Source organism: Pseudomonas sp. BJa3 (assembly GCF_026343815.1).
Classification (GTDB): Bacteria; Pseudomonadota; Gammaproteobacteria; order Pseudomonadales; family Pseudomonadaceae; genus Aquipseudomonas; species Aquipseudomonas soli.
Map to the genome: position 1 here is coordinate 238471 of NZ_JAOXMC010000007.1, position 13975 is coordinate 252445.

The 13975-nt window shown below is 60.7% G+C and carries 21 protein-coding genes; 20 read left to right on the plus strand and 1 reads right to left on the minus strand.

Annotation, left to right across the window (positions count from 1 at the left end; genetic code table 11):
* Nucleotides 1–68: 68 nt before the first annotated feature.
* A complete protein-coding gene (locus OH705_RS10870; RefSeq protein WP_267302171.1) occupies nucleotides 69–320 on the plus strand; it encodes a hypothetical protein in 252 nt (83 codons plus the stop codon).
* A gap of 180 nt (nucleotides 321–500) precedes the next feature.
* Here the strand turns inward: OH705_RS10870 and OH705_RS10875 are convergent, their stop codons facing one another.
* Nucleotides 501–779: a hypothetical protein gene (locus tag OH705_RS10875; protein WP_267302172.1), complete on the minus strand. Its 279-nt coding sequence runs from the start codon at nucleotides 777–779 to the stop codon at nucleotides 501–503.
* Between the two features lie 704 nt (nucleotides 780–1483).
* On the opposite strand from OH705_RS10875, the gene OH705_RS10880 reads away from it, so the two are divergent.
* The 19 genes from OH705_RS10880 to OH705_RS10970 all read left to right on the plus strand — a co-directional run bounded on the left by OH705_RS10880 (nucleotide 1484) and on the right by OH705_RS10970 (nucleotide 13894).
* Nucleotides 1484–1993 (plus strand): acyloxyacyl hydrolase, encoded by a 510-nt coding sequence (locus OH705_RS10880; protein WP_267302173.1) that lies wholly within the window; start codon nucleotides 1484–1486, stop codon nucleotides 1991–1993.
* A gap of 104 nt (nucleotides 1994–2097) precedes the next feature.
* Nucleotides 2098–2430, plus strand: coding sequence for a phage holin, lambda family (locus OH705_RS10885; RefSeq protein WP_267302174.1), 333 nt, complete (start codon nucleotides 2098–2100; stop codon nucleotides 2428–2430).
* 49 nt (nucleotides 2431–2479) lie between these two features.
* Nucleotides 2480–2677, plus strand: coding sequence for a hypothetical protein (locus tag OH705_RS10890; protein WP_267302175.1), 198 nt, complete (start codon nucleotides 2480–2482; stop codon nucleotides 2675–2677).
* A 3-nt stretch (nucleotides 2678–2680) separates the two neighbouring features.
* On the plus strand, nucleotides 2681–3001 hold the full coding sequence (locus OH705_RS10895; protein WP_267302176.1) for an HNH endonuclease: 321 nt from the start codon (nucleotides 2681–2683) through the stop codon (nucleotides 2999–3001).
* 296 nt (nucleotides 3002–3297) lie between these two features.
* Nucleotides 3298–3603, plus strand: coding sequence for a phage terminase small subunit P27 family (locus tag OH705_RS10900; RefSeq protein ID WP_238348908.1), 306 nt, complete (start codon nucleotides 3298–3300; stop codon nucleotides 3601–3603).
* Complete coding sequence (locus tag OH705_RS10905) at nucleotides 3563–5371, plus strand: terminase large subunit (RefSeq protein WP_267302177.1); 1809 nt, start codon at nucleotides 3563–3565, stop codon at nucleotides 5369–5371. The genes OH705_RS10900 and OH705_RS10905 overlap by 41 nt, the downstream gene beginning before the upstream one ends.
* Nucleotides 5368–5556, plus strand: coding sequence for a hypothetical protein (locus tag OH705_RS10910; protein ID WP_267302178.1), 189 nt, complete (start codon nucleotides 5368–5370; stop codon nucleotides 5554–5556). Before OH705_RS10905 ends, OH705_RS10910 begins: the two co-directional genes overlap by 4 nt.
* A 2-nt stretch (nucleotides 5557–5558) precedes the next feature.
* Nucleotides 5559–6830, plus strand: coding sequence for a phage portal protein (locus tag OH705_RS10915; RefSeq protein WP_267302179.1), 1272 nt, complete (start codon nucleotides 5559–5561; stop codon nucleotides 6828–6830).
* A complete protein-coding gene (locus OH705_RS10920) occupies nucleotides 6827–7798 on the plus strand; it encodes a S49 family peptidase (protein ID WP_267302180.1) in 972 nt (323 codons plus the stop codon). The genes OH705_RS10915 and OH705_RS10920 overlap by 4 nt, the downstream gene beginning before the upstream one ends.
* 79 nt (nucleotides 7799–7877) lie before the next feature.
* Nucleotides 7878–9173 carry a phage major capsid protein gene (locus OH705_RS10925; RefSeq protein ID WP_267302181.1) on the plus strand — a complete coding sequence of 432 codons (1296 nt, stop codon included), beginning with the start codon at nucleotides 7878–7880 and terminating at the stop codon, nucleotides 9171–9173.
* 51 nt (nucleotides 9174–9224) lie between these two features.
* Entirely contained in the window at nucleotides 9225–9479 is a 255-nt protein-coding gene (locus OH705_RS10930) for a hypothetical protein (protein WP_267302182.1), read from the plus strand.
* 2 nt (nucleotides 9480–9481) lie between these two features.
* On the plus strand, nucleotides 9482–10033 hold the full coding sequence (locus tag OH705_RS10935; protein WP_267302183.1) for a hypothetical protein: 552 nt from the start codon (nucleotides 9482–9484) through the stop codon (nucleotides 10031–10033).
* Nucleotides 10034–10035: 2 nt separating this feature from the next.
* Nucleotides 10036–10425, plus strand: coding sequence for a head-tail adaptor protein (locus OH705_RS10940; protein WP_267302184.1), 390 nt, complete (start codon nucleotides 10036–10038; stop codon nucleotides 10423–10425).
* A complete protein-coding gene (locus OH705_RS10945; protein WP_267302185.1) occupies nucleotides 10403–10912 on the plus strand; it encodes a hypothetical protein in 510 nt (169 codons plus the stop codon). The genes OH705_RS10940 and OH705_RS10945 overlap by 23 nt, the downstream gene beginning before the upstream one ends.
* A 9-nt stretch (nucleotides 10913–10921) precedes the next feature.
* Nucleotides 10922–11521 carry a hypothetical protein gene (locus OH705_RS10950; RefSeq protein ID WP_267302186.1) on the plus strand — a complete coding sequence of 200 codons (600 nt, stop codon included), beginning with the start codon at nucleotides 10922–10924 and terminating at the stop codon, nucleotides 11519–11521.
* Nucleotides 11518–11697, plus strand: coding sequence for a DUF2635 domain-containing protein (locus OH705_RS10955; RefSeq protein ID WP_110698332.1), 180 nt, complete (start codon nucleotides 11518–11520; stop codon nucleotides 11695–11697). The genes OH705_RS10950 and OH705_RS10955 overlap by 4 nt, the downstream gene beginning before the upstream one ends.
* Nucleotides 11694–13190 carry a phage tail sheath subtilisin-like domain-containing protein gene (locus tag OH705_RS10960; RefSeq protein ID WP_267302187.1) on the plus strand — a complete coding sequence of 499 codons (1497 nt, stop codon included), beginning with the start codon at nucleotides 11694–11696 and terminating at the stop codon, nucleotides 13188–13190. Before OH705_RS10955 ends, OH705_RS10960 begins: the two co-directional genes overlap by 4 nt.
* Before the next feature lie 57 nt (nucleotides 13191–13247).
* Entirely contained in the window at nucleotides 13248–13595 is a 348-nt protein-coding gene (locus tag OH705_RS10965) for a phage tail tube protein (protein ID WP_267302188.1), read from the plus strand.
* Complete coding sequence (locus OH705_RS10970; RefSeq protein WP_267302189.1) at nucleotides 13595–13894, plus strand: phage tail assembly protein; 300 nt, start codon at nucleotides 13595–13597, stop codon at nucleotides 13892–13894. Before OH705_RS10965 ends, OH705_RS10970 begins: the two co-directional genes overlap by 1 nt.
* Nucleotides 13895–13975: the final 81 nt, after the last annotated feature.

Here is a 13975-nt window from a genome sequence, read left to right on the forward strand (position 1 = left end):
CACGCGACACAGAGAGCCCTGGCCACTGCGGCTGGGGCTTTTATTTATGTGCTGGAAAGGAATCGAGCATGGAAACTACCGCATCAAGTATTGCCGCTGAGTTCAAACGCCAAGTCGATAGCCAACTGCCCGTTGAGCCGAGTCTGGGTGGGGGCTTTCACCACGTTACGGTCAAGCTATCTGCACCGCCTGGTGCGAGCACTAGCGTTTACTTCGACGCAGTCGGGATGCTGCTGCAACAGCTGGCAGATGAGCGCCCCGAATGGAGGATCGGTCTTGAAGGAGACCCGAGTGAGTTGCTGATCGAACTCACCCGGTAGCCTAGAGACACTGTGAACCCGGCCATTGCGTCGGGGGTTTTCGTTTTATACATATGACGCGCCCGGGCAACTGGGCTAAGTCAGTGGCGCCGCTTAATCCAATACTAACAATTGGACGGTTACGCTTTGATAGGCTGCAGTACTAGGTTGACTTAGAGCCCCACTGCTGTCTGTAGGTGGCTACAACTCAAAATGGGCGTTTTTCGGAAGAATGAAGCCAGCAAGCTCGGAGCTCAAAGCAAATCGCTTCTGCTCCCTAGTCATTTGGTTCAGCTGCGCGGCAGTCCAGTTATGCTTCTGCATTAGATAGAAGTCGACAGCTTCCATTCCGTAGAGGTCATTCGGTAGCTTGTGTTCCTTGGCCAAGCTATCGCCGAAGACGTCGAGAATGTAGTCCATTTCAGCCTGGGCTTGATAAAGACGCAACGTAGTTTCGTATTGGCTTCTCGATCGAGCCATGGGGCGGTCCTCTCTGGTCGTGTAGGGTGGCGAATGGCGGTATGACACCCTTACTTTAGAATTATTCATTTTTTGCTTCATTCTACCTTCTAGGCAGCGAGCTAGAGGGGTTATCCTCCTGATTCCCATGGATGTGCTGGAGCGCTAACAAGCCGCTTGACGGGGTTCAAAAAGGCGAATCTAATCGCTCGGATGGCGATTCGTGATTTACCAAATCCCTACCTAGTTACTAGGCTTTCCGCTGCATCGGAGGCGACGCGAACATGGAGCGTACCGTAGCGATACTTGCCGCAGCGATTGAACTCGAGGTGGAGAGCAAGCTTTTGGCTGCATGGCCTGCATGCCCTGGCCACCACCATATTTCCATTCGACTATCCGCACCATTTGGCCTATGCCCCAAGCTTTATTCCGAGGCGGTAGGGTTGCTTCTAGAAAAGCTCATGAACGATAATCCGTCATGGCGGATCGGGTTTGAGGGTAGCTCACGGGATCTAGCATTCGAGCTTGAGTTATAGCGTCGACGCATCGGTGCATTACCTATAGCGCTGGCTTGCTGCCCTTCTCGCGCTCGATTTTATAGGCGTGCCGCATGCCGAATGCGAGCATCCGATAGCACGGCAAAAAAATTTTTTAATGTGTTGAACGTTTTGATATCACTTCGCTTCTGATAGGTTGCTAACAAACAACCATGGAAGACCGTGATCATGAAAACATTCATCGCTGCGGCGATGTTGACCCTATTTGCCGCTTCGGCTGGCGCTGCTGAGCTCTCTGGTGCGATCGGCGCAACGAGCCAAGGTGGCATAACCGCCCGTGTGGGTCTTGGCTTTAACTGGGATAAGTCCTGGTTCGAGTCGAGCGCCGGGCGTCTCACTGGCTACTGGGATGCGGGTTACACTTACTGGGAGGCAGGCGATGCTTCTGGTGGTGCGCATTCGCTGTCTTTCTCCCCGGTCTTTGTTTACGAATTCGGCAGCGGCAATGTAAAGCCATTCGTTGAAGCGGGCATCGGCGTGGCGGTGTTCTCCGGCACATCCGCAGGCGATCAGGAATTCGGTTCGGCGTTCAACTTCGAAGACCGGATCGGGGCAGGTCTGAAGATCGGGGAGACTCAGAAGGTGGGCATCCGAGCAATTCACTATTCCAACGCTGGCATCCAGCAGCCCAACGACGGTATCGAATCGTACTCGCTGTTCTACAGCCACCAGATTTAAGAAAGCACGATCCCTCTTTGCCCGCCTTGCGCGGGCCTTTTTATTTATGGTCCCTGTCCTATTGGGACTTTCCTTTGAGCTCCCCGCAACGGGAGGAATTGAGTATGTCCAACATGCCAGACAAACCAGACACCTGGGCGATTGCTCTTGCGTGGTTGAGCCAGCATTCGCCCCTCCTTTACGCGGCTGGCCTTTCCTGCGCGATGGCAGTCCTCCGGATCACCTACGGCGGTGGCACCCGTCGCCAGATGCTGGTCGAGGGCGCCATCTGCGGCGGCCTGACACTGACGATGATCAGCGGCTTCGAGTTCTTCGGCTTGCCGCAAAGCATGGCCGCCTTTGTCGGTGGATGGGTCGGCTTGCTTGGCGTGGACAAGGTCCGTTCCATTGCTGACCGTGTCACCGACTTCAAGCTGCCGGCCCGCAAGACGGACTGAGCTGCGCCACAAATTCTAGGTGCGCCGTTTCGTGGCGCGAGATATCGCAATGATCACCCTGACCGACATCAACCGCCGCCAGCACTTCCTGGCGCCGACCGCCATTGCCCGCGTGCAGGAGGCTGGCACCAGCTCCCAGTGGCACGGCGTCTGCGCCATCGTCCATACGTTCGACGGCCAGGTGCTGGAGGTACGTGAGCGTGCCGCCGATATCGCCAAGAAGGTCGGCATGCAGAGAGAGGGCTGACACATGCCTCCCGCCGATCAAGGCAAGACGCCGAGCCCCTATGGCTACCGTTGGCAGCAGGCCCGCGAAGGCTGGCTGCGCAAGAACCCTCTATGTGCCCGCTGTAAGAAGTCGGGCTTGAATAAGCCGGCCACTGTCGTCGACCACATCCAGCCACACCGCGGCGACATGACCCTGTTCTGGGATCGGACCAACTGGCAGTCGCTGTGTACCAACTGTCACAGCTCCTACAAGCAGCGTCTGGAGAAGTCAGGACGCGAGGTAGGGTGCGATGTCAGCGGCAGACCGCTGGACCCCAGGCACCATTGGAATCGGCGCTCCTGAAAGCCGGTGGACGCGCGGGGCCCCATCCCAGAGGGTAGGGGGGGTGAAATGTTTTTTCGGAAATTTTTCCTGACCAATCGCCCACCTCTTTACGCAAAACCGCGAAATGAAATGATTTTTTTTGAGAGTAATAAATGGCCGGGAGACGACCCACACCGACGGAGCTGAAGCTTGTCAGAGGGAACCCCGGGAAGCGCCCTATCAACAAGAACGAACCCCAGCCAGCCAAGCGCATTCCCAGCGCCCCGGACCACCTCAGTTCAGATGGTCAGGTCGCCTGGGGGCGTCTCACAGTCCTGCTTGACCGCATGGGAGTGCTTACTGAAGCCGATGGCTTTGCGCTCGAGCGCCTCTGCGACTGTTATTCCGAGATCCTTGCCCTACGTGACGTGATCGATGCGCAGGGCCGTACATACGAAACCACTAGCACCCAGGGCGAACTGGTGCTCAAGGCGAACCCAGCGGTGGCCATGCTGGCCGACGTAGACCGCCGCTTCAAAAGCTACCTGGTCGAATTCGGCCTGACTCCAGCCGCGCGATCCAAGGTGCAAGTAAAAGACGATGAGCCAAAAGAAGACCAGTTCGCGGAGTTCTTCGGCTGACGATCCAGCGACCCAGTACGCCAGGGAGGTGCATTCTGGTGAGCGTGCCGCAGGGCCAGACATTCGAAATGCGTGCGCGCGCCATCTCCGGGATCTAGAAGAGGGGCCGAAGCGCGGACTGACCTGGGACTTGGCTGCGGCCAACAAAGCTATTCGCTTCTATCGCACCGTCCTTAAGTTGAACGGTGGAGAATTTGAAGGGCTACCGTTCGAGCTGTTGCCCTGGCAGAAATTTATAGTGGGCAGCATCTTCGGATGGAAGTCCAGTGACGGCTATCGCCGTTTCCGGGTCGTTTACGTCGAGAGCGGTAAAGGTTCAGGCAAGTCGCCCCTGGCTGCCGGGGTAGGGCTGACCGGACTGATCGCAGACAACGAGGCGCGCGCCGAAATCTACGCCGCCGCGACCAAAAAAGATCAGGCCATGATCTTGTTCCGGGATGCTGTGGCGATGGTGCAACAATCGCCGGAGTTGACCAAGCGCCTGGTCTGCAGCGGCACTGGTCAGAACATTTGGAACTTGGCTTACCTAAAGTCAGGATCATTTTTCAGGCCGATCAGCTCGGACGATGGCCAGTCTGGCCCGCGGCCGCATATGGCGCTGATCGACGAAGTACACGAACACAAGACCAATATGGTAGTGGAGATGATGCGCGCCGGCACCAAGAGCCGTAAGCAGGCGCTCATCTTCATGATCACCAACAGTGGTTCGAACAAACGGGGGCCTTGTTGGGAATACCACGAGTACGGCTCACGCGTAGCGTCGGGAGCGCTCATTGATGACGGCTTTTTCGCCTATATCTGCTCGTTGGACGAGGGCGATGACCCGATCCAGGATGAAAGCTGCTGGTTCAAGTCGAATCCATCGCTCCAGGACGCTGATCTGCCGGGTATGAAGTACCTGCGAGAGCAGGTCACAGAGGCCCGAGGTATGCCGAGCAAGGAGGCGATGGTACGCCGGCTCAACTTTTGTGAATGGACCGGTGCCGAATCGCCGTGGATCTCGTGGGATGTCTGGAGTCAGGCTGAAGAGCGCGTGCCGATGTCGTTGTTGCGCAACCGGCCATGTGTCGGAGGGCTAGACCTGTCCAGTACCACGGACCTGACATCGTTCGTCCTGCTGTTCTATCCGACCTATGAGGACCCGCACTGGCGGCTGTTGCCGTATTTCTGGATACCCGACCACGAACTGGACAAGCGTGAAGCCCGCGACAAGGTGCCTTATGCGGCATGGATCAAATCGCGGGATTTGGAAACGACGCCTGGACGGGCCATCAGCAAGCTGCATGTGCTCCGTCGAATGCAGACGATCTGCGACTACTTCCAGGTAGACAAGATTGCCTACGATCGATGGCGCATCGAGGACATGCGGCAACTGATGAGCGAGTACGACATCACACTGCCTGAGCTTGTGGAGTTCGGGCAGGGCTTCAAGGATATGGGCCCGGCGGTGGACGAGTTTGAGCGGCGCCTGCTCGGTATGATCGAGCGGCAGCCAGAGGAAGAAGGTCGCACGGCAGAGTTCTTCGATTATGCGCTGCCGGCCACGACAGTCGAGTCGCTGCGACACGACGGCAACCCGGTAATGACCTGGTGCGCCGGTAACGCAGTGATCGTTTCCGATCCAGCGAACAACCGCAAGGCCGACAAGGCGAAAGCCACAGGCCGCATCGACGGCATCATCGCTGCAATCATGGCCACCGGTATCAGCGGCGCTGTGTCCTCTGGCAGCAGCGGCAGTTCCATTTACGACGAAGGAGTAGGGGTTTGAATACCATTGCAATCGCTGCGTGGATTGCCGGCCTGGTTGGCTTTGCACTGCTGGTTGCCGGCATCGCCCAGATCCACGTACCTGCCGCATTCATGGCTGCAGGCCTAGGCTTGATCGGCTGGGCATGGCTGGCCGACAAGGCGGCCGCCCGCATGCAGCTTAAACGTAGCCCAGAGGGAGGCTGACCATGTTCTTCAGCAATCTGCTCGGCGCAAGTGAAGGGCTCGTTTCGGACGCTGGCAGTAGCTTTTGGCGCGGTTTGATTGGCTCTGTGCGTTCGGCTGCAGGCATAACGGTGACGCCAGATACCGCTTTGGCCATCACCGTTTTGCAGACGTGCGTCACGCTGCTGGCGGAGAGCGTAGGCCAGTTACCACTTGAACTGTACCGCCGGCTTGGCGACGGCAAGCGTGAGTCTGCCGTGGCCCACCCGCTCTACGATGTCCTACGCTACCAGCCGAATCCCTGGCAGACGCCCTACGAGTACCGCGAGTCCGGCCAGCTCGCCCTGGGGTTGCGAGGAAACTGCTACAGCTTCATCGAACGCAACGACGATGGTTCGGTGAAAGCCCTTTACCCGCTGAGAAACGACAAGGTGACGGTCCTTAAGGGCGGCGATCTTCGGCCTGTTTACCGTATTGGCGGTCACGATCCGCTGCCCATGCGCTTGATTCACCATGTGCGGTGGCACACGAAGAACCACTATACCGGCCTATCCCCCGTTGAGTTGCATGCAGACGCAGTCGGCCTTGCGCAGGCGGTTAGACAGTATGCGGGTAAGTCATTTGCCAATGGCACTGCTGTCAGCGGTGTCATCGAGCGCCCCAGAGAGGCACCTCCGATCAAAGAGCAGGGCAGTATCGACCGTATCCTCGATCAATGGGGCAACAAGTTTTCAGGCATCGACAACGCGAAGAAGGTCGCGATGCTGCAGGAAGGCATGACCTTCAAACCGGTGTCGATGAACAACGTCGACGCTGAGCTGCTAGGCATCCTGAAGGCGACGGGCCTGGATATCGCCCGGATCTACAAGATCCCTCCGCACATGATCAACGAGCTGGAAAAGGCCAGCTACAACAGCCTTGAGCAGTTGCTGATCCAGTACGTGATCTTCGCCCTTATGCCCTGGGTGAAGCGCCACGAGCAGGCCATGATGCGCGACTTCTTGTTGCCATCTGAGCGGCGGGACTACTTCATCGAGTTCAACCTGTCCGGCTTGTTGCGCGGCGATCAGAAAAGCCGTTATGACGCCTATGCAATCGGCAGGCAGTGGGGGTGGCTATCGATCAACGACATCCGTCGCCTGGAGAACATGCCGCCCGTTGCCAATGGCGATAGCTACTTGCAGCCGCTGAACATGACGGATGTGGCGCACGGCGTGCCCGACATGAACAACCCCAACGTCCGCGCCCAGCTGGAGCAGCAGCGCGACGACATCCAGAGGATGCTTGCCGCATGAAACGACATCTGCGTGCAGCCAGCTTGCTGTTCAACCAGCCGCTGCTGACGACACCCGACATGCTGGACCTGGCAGTGCGCTGGGCGAACCAGACAATGAGCCTGAATATCGTAAATCTGAACATGAGCGGCGCCGCTGCTAACCCTTCAATGTTCTATGACGATGAGGACTACCAGGCCGAGCAGGATCGCCGTGAAGAACAGCGCCGTGCCGCCATCGCCCTGACGGGTGTGGAGGTGATTCCCGTCCATGGCGTTCTTGTCAGTCGCGGCAGCCACTTGAACGCCTGCGAGACTATGACCAGCTACGAAGGGCTGCGAGCTGCCCTGAATAAGGCCATTGCCGACCCCATGGTCGAACACATCGTGCTCGACATTGACAGTCCAGGCGGCAGCGCGGTCGGTGCATTCGAACTGGCGGCGGACATTCGCGCCGCGACCAAGATCAAGCCTATCACCGGCCTAGTCAACTTCATGGCGTACTCCGGGGGCTACCTAATCGCGTCCGCTTGCACTGAGGTCGTAGTTAGTTTGACCTCTGGCGTAGGTTCGATCGGCGTGGTGGCCAGCCACATGGATCGCTCGAAGATGATCGAAGGCATGGGGGTTAAGGTCACGACGGTATTTGCCGGGGCGCACAAGAATGACTTGAGTCCGAACGCGCCGATTACCGAGCAATCTCTACAAGTGCTCAACGAAGTTGTGCAAGAGAGCTATCAGCTGTTCACGACCCACGTTGCCGAGTACCGCGGCCGCGATGTCGCCCAGATCATCGCTACCGAGGCTGCCTGCTATCGCGGTTCATCCGCCATCGAAATTGGTTTGGCAGACCGCCTGGAGTCGCCGCAGCTGGCGGTGGACAACCTCTCGCGAGCAGTCGCTCTCAGCCGCGCCCAGCGCCAAGGCTCACAGCCACAACAGCGCATCAGCGTGAGGGCTTCGGCCTTCGCCATTCAGTCACAACTCTGACCGCGTTCGCGGCAGTGACCACAACCGCCCAACGGCGGTTTTTTTATGCCCAGGAGGCAGCATGTCCCTCGTAACTCAATTGCGTAGCGAACGCGCCACTATCAATGGCCAGATCCAGGCCCTGGCTCAGCTCGAAGCGGCCGGAACCTCGCTCACCGCCGAACAACTCGCCCAGTTCGAGCAACTCAGCACCCAGTTCAACGAGCTGACGGATAGGCTCGCGCGTGCTGAAGCGGCCGAGCGAATGGCGACTGCAAGCGCGGTGCCTGTCAGCGAAGGTGCTCAAGGACTCAACGGCCCGCCCGGCAGCATCAGCGGCCCGTTCACTGCCAAGCCGGTGCCGGGTGCCAACATGGCGCAGATGGTGCGCGTGCTGGCTGCTTCCCGCGGTGATCAGCAAGCGGCTGCAAAGATGGCTTCCGACTCGGGTTACAACCCCGAAATCGCGATGGCACTCAGCACCGTGACGCCAGGCGCTGGCGGGGTGTTGGTACCACAAAGCTTCTCCAGTGAAGTCATCGAACTGCTGCGTCCGAAGTCGGTGGTGCGCAGCCTTGGTGCTGTTTCGCTGCCGCTGCAAAACGGCAACCTCACCGTACCGCGCATCAAAGGCGGCGCTGTGGTCGGTTACATCGGCACCGAGGAAGACATGCCGTCCACCGACATGCAGTTCGACGACCTGAAGCTGTCGTCGAAAAAGCTGGCCGCTCTGGTGCCGATCAGCAACGACCTGCTGGCTTATTCCGGCACCAATCCGAGCGTTGACCGCCTGGTCGTGAGCGATCTGGTCGCCTCAGTGGCGACTGCGGAAGACCTGTCCTTCCTGCGCGGTGCTGGTACTGGAAACCTGCCAAAGGGGCTGCGCTTCTGGGCGCCATCCTTCAACGTGTTTGCTGCCCCGGCAGCTGTAACGCTGGAAGCGGTGGAGTTCGCACTGTCTGCGCTGATCCTCCGGTTGGAGAACGCGAACTCCAACATGACCGCACCAGGCTTCGCCATGGCGCCGCGCACCAAACGCTGGTTGGCAGCCCTGCGTGATGGCAATGGCAACAAGGCGTACCCCGAGCTGGATCAGAACATGCTCAAGGGCTTCCCGGTTGGCTCGACCACCCAGATCCCAATCAACCTGGGTGCTGATGGTGATGCGTCGGAGATCCACTTCGCGGACTTTGCCGACTGCTTCATCGGTGAAGACGACGCGATGGTCATCGATTTCAGCAAGGAGGCCACCTACAAGGACGGCAGCGGCAACGTCATCAGTGCATTCCAGCGCGACCAGACCCTCGTGCGAGTGATCGCCAAGCACGACTTCGGCCCGCGTCACGTCGAGTCGGTCGCGGTGATGACCGATGTGAAATGGGGCAGCTCCCTGTAAATCCTCTTGCCCGGTACGCCGGGTATTCCATTTCAGCTCTGGGGAAATCTCATGACCAAGGTCATCGTAACGTTCGAAAAAAACTGGCGCGGCTATGCCGCTGGTGAAACGGCGGGCTTCGATTCTGCAGTCGCCGAAAGCCTGATCGAGTCGAGCTACGCAGTCGAAGCTGCCAAGTCGACCGCGAAGAAAGGCAGATCTGCAACTGCCGCTCCGGCTGCTGGCAAGCCCGCGACCAGTAGTGATGCAGATGCTGGGGAAGCTGGCAGCCCAGGCGATCAGGCCGACGCTGACGGTAAGCCATAGTCATGGCTCGCCGCATTGAATACACCGGACCACCCGTATTGTCGATAGAGCAGGTGGCCTTTCAATGCAGGGCCGAACCCGAAGACCTCCAGCCCGAGCTGATTGAGCTGGTGATCATTCCGGGGGTAACCGCCCAATGCGAGTCGAAGACAGGGGCGGCGATTCGTGAGGCAGTCTACGAGGAGGAGTGGCCGGCAAGCTATCTGTCAGGCCATTCACTGGATGTTGGTCAGGTCGTGGCTGTTGAGTCTGTTGCCATGCTGGGCGAGTCCGGTGTTTTGGTGCCGTTTGAGGGCGGGGTTCAGCTAACCCAGGGGGGCAAGGAAAGCTACCTCGAGTTTCCGGGTGGCCGGCCAGCAGGTCGGTTGCGGATCCGGTACCGCGCTGGCGTCGATCTGGAGGCGCACCCCGGCGTGCGCAGCTGGTTGCTGATGGCGGCTGAAACGGCGTTCACCCACCGGGGCGTGCTGATTGTCGGCCAGGGGCTCGCTGAGGTGCCGTCGAGCTTTGTTGACCACTTGCTGGCGGATATCACCGTCCCTCCGAGGTTTTAGCCATGGCATCGGGAGCAAGAGGTATCCGCGAACCTGCATCAGGCGAGCTGATCCACCGTATGGCGGTGCGTGAGCGTGTCGATAAGACCGCCGGGGCCGGGCTGGCGTCTGAGTTTCGGCACATTTGTATGCGCTGGGTGAAAGTCGAGCCGCTGGGTACCGCGACCTACGTCAATGCTCAACAGACCAAGACCGGCGTCACTCACCGTTTGTACTGTCGATTCATTCCTGAGTTACAAGGGGACATTGAGTTTGTCGGGCGGGGCAGGGTCTACCGGGTCAAGCGTCCTACCGAGCTTGCCGGCCGGCAAATCTGGTCGGTGATCGAGGTCGAAGAGTTGGGGCCGGACTCTCCGGCGGGAGGTGGCCGTGGCGAACTCCGTTTCGATTGACGGCTATCTGCATGTCGAAGGTTTCGACCAGTTCGACCGCGAGGCCTTCAACAAGCGGAAGATCCGGGCCGGCATGCGCAAGGTTGGCCAACTGATCACCGGCCGGGCGCAGATGAATTTGGCGCTCGGCGGGGGCCAGGACGGCTACCCAGTCAGCCGCAGCGGGGCCACCATTGATTCCATTGGCTACAAGGTGTCGCGCGCGGGTTTCCTGGTGCGTATCTCCCCAACCAAGACCAGCAGCATGAAGGAGTTTTACCCGGCCTACCTGCATTACGGCGTGCGCATGGGTTCGAGGGTGCGAGGCCGTGGTCCGGGCATGGCGCGTCGGGCGCGTGGCAAGCGCCAGGAACTGCTGGAAGCTCGGCGGCAAAACGACTGGCGGATTGCCCCGCGTGACAACTACATGACCGACGCCCTGGTCGACAGCCGCGACGAGGTGCGGCGCATCCTGCAGCAGGCCTTTGCCGCCGCGCTGCTCAACTGAGTACCTGACATGAAAATCACGCCTGTGATCGAGCAGCTGCGCACCTATGCGCCCGGCTTCAAAGGGCGCGTGGCCGGTGGTCTGGATTGGGACCCGACCGCCGACAGCGCCAAGATGAAGCCCCCGGCGGCCTACGTGATCGCCGTTGGCGACTCGGCCGACGAGCCGGAATCGCAGAACGTTTACACCCAGGCTGTGCGCGACGCTATCGACGTGTGCGTTGTACTGCCGACCGACGATGAGCGCGGGCAATCGGTGGCTGACCCGCTGCACGACCTTCGCGCCCAGCTGTGGCGCGCCCTGGTGGGCTTTGAGCCCGACGACGAATCGGGGCCGCTGCTGTACGACGGTGGTCAGCTGCTGCTGCTCGACCGCGACCGCATGGTCTACCGCTATCGGTTCTATGCCGATTTCCAGCTCGGCCGCTGGGAGCAAACCGGCGAGGGCAAGCCGCAGACCTGGCAGGAATGGCAGCTGGCCGGCCTGCCGGCCCTGGAAGGCATCGACACCCGTCTCGACTTCCTCAACCCCCTGAAAGACCCCAACGTCAACGCCCCTGGGCCAGACGGGCGGGTCGAGTTCATTACCCGCGAGGACTTGAACCCATGACCACCATTCACCTCAAACCGGCCCCGGGGCGCGATTGCCCGATGCCAAGCCAGCCGGGCCAATACCTGCCCGCCGAGGGCGCCGCGGTGCCCCGTGATGCCTATTGGGAACGCCGTATCATCGCCGGCGATGCCCTGGAACAGAAGACCACCACCCGGGGGAGCAAAGCGCGATGAGCATCAGTTTCAACAACATCCCCAGCGACATTCGCGTGCCGCTGTTCTATGCCGAAGTCGACAACTCCATGGCCAACAGCGGCGGGTCCAGCCTGCGCCGGCTGATCGTCGGCCAGGTCAACGACGACGCCGACAGCGAGGAGATCGGCCGCCTGGTGCTGGTGTCGAAGACCAGCGACGCCAAGGACATTGGCGGCACCGGCTCGATGCTGGCTGCCATGCATGCACGCTGGCGGGCCATCGACGTGGCTGGCGAGGTCTGGTGCCTGCCGCTCAAGGTGGCCACCGGCGCGGCCGCGACCGCCACCGTTACCGTAACGGGCAGCGTCGCCACCGCCGGCCTAGTCAATTTGTACGTGGGTGGCCAGCGCGTGCGGGCCGACGCGGTGGTCGGTGCATCGGCCGAGGCCGTGGCGGCCAGCCTGGCGGCGGCCATCAATGCCGCCATTGACCTGCCGGTGACGGCCACGGCCGCCGCCGGCGTGGTCACCCTGCAGGCCAAATTCAAGGGCGAGCTGGGCAACGATATCCAAGTGCAGCTGAACCGCCTGGGGCGCGCCAATGGCGAAACCACGCCGGCCGGCCTGACGGTGGTGGCCACGTCCATGACCAACGGCGCCGGCACCCCGGCCGTGTCGGCGGCGCTGGCTGCACTGGGCGACGAAGAATTCGAGTTCATCGCCCAGCCCTGGACCGATGCCGACACGCTGGGCGCCTGGAAAACCGCCATGGACGACAGCGCCGGCCGCTGGTCCTGGGCGAAGCAGCTCTACGGCCATGTGTACAGCGCGCAGCGCGGCACGTTGGGCCAGTTGGTCGCCGCTGGGCGCCTGCGCAACGATCCGCATGTCTCCGTGCATGGCTTCGAGCGCGGCGTGCCGCAGCCGGCGTGGGAAGTGGCGGCGGCCTGGGCGGCACGTACCGCCGTGTTCATCAGCGCCGACCCGGCGCGACCGACGCAGACCGGCGCGTTGACGGGCATCGACCCGGCGCAGGCGAGTGATCGTTTCACCCTGACCGAGCGGCAGTCGCTGCTGACCAGTGGCGTGGCCACCGCTGTCTACAACGGCGGCAGCTACCGCATCGAGCGGGCCGTTACGACCTACCAGCGTAACGCCTACGGCCAGCCGGATGACTCCTACCTGGACAGCGAGACGCTGCACCAGTCGGCCTACGTGATCCGCTACCTGCGCAGCATCATCACCAGCAAGTACGGCCGCCACAAACTGGCCAACGACGGCACGCGCTTCGGTCCCGGCCAGGCTATCGTCACGCCGAAGGTGATTCGCGGCGAGCTGATCGCGGCCTATGGCGCGCTTGAGCGTGAGGGCATTGTCGAGAACGCCGAGGCGTTCAATCAGTACCTGATCGTCGAGCGCGATCCGAAGAACCCGAACCGCCTGAGTGTGCTGTTCCCGCCGGACCTGGTGAACCAGCTGCGCGTGTTCGCGCTGCTGTACCAGTTCCGCCTGCAGTACCCAGACGCGGCGTAACCCTCATCGTTCAACCCCAGCCCGCCCAGTGCGGGCTTTTTTATGGGAGTGCCCTTTATGGGTCAGAAAGTCGCGGGCACCTGCTTTGTGAAGATCGACGGCGATCAGCTGGTGATCACCGGCGGCGTGGAATGCCCGCTGTCGGACACAAAACGCGAAACGATCACGCGGGGCTACTTCAAGGAAGAAGACCTGATCCCCTATGTGGTGGTCGATGCGGTGAAAACCGCCAACTTCCCCCGGGCCAAGCTGGCCAACGGGACCAATATGACCATCACCGCCGAGCTGGCAGACGGCTCGGTGTATGTGCTGAGCGGCGCGTACCAAGTGGATGAGTCCAAAGTGACCGGCGATGACGCCAAGGTCTCGCTCAAATTCGAAGGCATCCAAGGAGACTGGCAGTAATGGCTACCGCAACCCACGAACTCGCAACCCCGATCCAGGCCCACGGTGAGGAAGTCAAAGAACTGAACTTGCGCCGCCCGACCGTGCAGGAGTGCCGAGCCATCAAGGTGCTGCCGTACAACCTCGGCGGCGACGGTTACCCGGTGGTCGACCTTGAGGCGGCGGCGAAATACATCGCCGTGTGCGCCGCGATCCCGGCCAGCTCGGTCAACCAGCTGGAGCTGTCGGACCTGAACACCCTGGCCTGGATCATCGTCGGTTTTTTCATGCCCCAAGATTCGAAGCAGTCGGCGGCCTGACCGAGCTGGCCTACGACCTTGCCTGGTGGTGGAAAGCCACCCCGGGCGAGGTGCTGGGCTGGACCCTCGACACGCTGTTCG

Bases quoted from the DNA above. Each gene is read 5' to 3' on its own strand.
- OH705_RS10870 (WP_267302171.1), top strand. From the start codon at position 69: ATGGAAACTACCGCATCAAGTATTGCCGCTGAGTTCAAACGCCAAGTC.
- OH705_RS10875 (WP_267302172.1), bottom strand. From the start codon at position 779: ATGGCTCGATCGAGAAGCCAATACGAAACTACGTTGCGTCTTTATCAA.
- OH705_RS10880 (WP_267302173.1), top strand. From the start codon at position 1,484: ATGAAAACATTCATCGCTGCGGCGATGTTGACCCTATTTGCCGCTTCG.
- OH705_RS10885 (WP_267302174.1), top strand. From the start codon at position 2,098: ATGTCCAACATGCCAGACAAACCAGACACCTGGGCGATTGCTCTTGCG.
- OH705_RS10890 (WP_267302175.1), top strand. From the start codon at position 2,480: ATGATCACCCTGACCGACATCAACCGCCGCCAGCACTTCCTGGCGCCG.
- OH705_RS10895 (WP_267302176.1), top strand. From the start codon at position 2,681: ATGCCTCCCGCCGATCAAGGCAAGACGCCGAGCCCCTATGGCTACCGT.
- OH705_RS10905 (WP_267302177.1), top strand. From the start codon at position 3,563: ATGAGCCAAAAGAAGACCAGTTCGCGGAGTTCTTCGGCTGACGATCCA.
- OH705_RS10915 (WP_267302179.1), top strand. From the start codon at position 5,559: ATGTTCTTCAGCAATCTGCTCGGCGCAAGTGAAGGGCTCGTTTCGGAC.
- OH705_RS10920 (WP_267302180.1), top strand. From the start codon at position 6,827: ATGAAACGACATCTGCGTGCAGCCAGCTTGCTGTTCAACCAGCCGCTG.
- OH705_RS10930 (WP_267302182.1), top strand. From the start codon at position 9,225: ATGACCAAGGTCATCGTAACGTTCGAAAAAAACTGGCGCGGCTATGCC.
- OH705_RS10935 (WP_267302183.1), top strand. From the start codon at position 9,482: ATGGCTCGCCGCATTGAATACACCGGACCACCCGTATTGTCGATAGAG.
- OH705_RS10940 (WP_267302184.1), top strand. From the start codon at position 10,036: ATGGCATCGGGAGCAAGAGGTATCCGCGAACCTGCATCAGGCGAGCTG.
- OH705_RS10950 (WP_267302186.1), top strand. From the start codon at position 10,922: ATGAAAATCACGCCTGTGATCGAGCAGCTGCGCACCTATGCGCCCGGC.
- OH705_RS10955 (WP_110698332.1), top strand. From the start codon at position 11,518: ATGACCACCATTCACCTCAAACCGGCCCCGGGGCGCGATTGCCCGATG.
- OH705_RS10960 (WP_267302187.1), top strand. From the start codon at position 11,694: ATGAGCATCAGTTTCAACAACATCCCCAGCGACATTCGCGTGCCGCTG.
- OH705_RS10965 (WP_267302188.1), top strand. From the start codon at position 13,248: ATGGGTCAGAAAGTCGCGGGCACCTGCTTTGTGAAGATCGACGGCGAT.
- OH705_RS10970 (WP_267302189.1), top strand. From the start codon at position 13,595: ATGGCTACCGCAACCCACGAACTCGCAACCCCGATCCAGGCCCACGGT.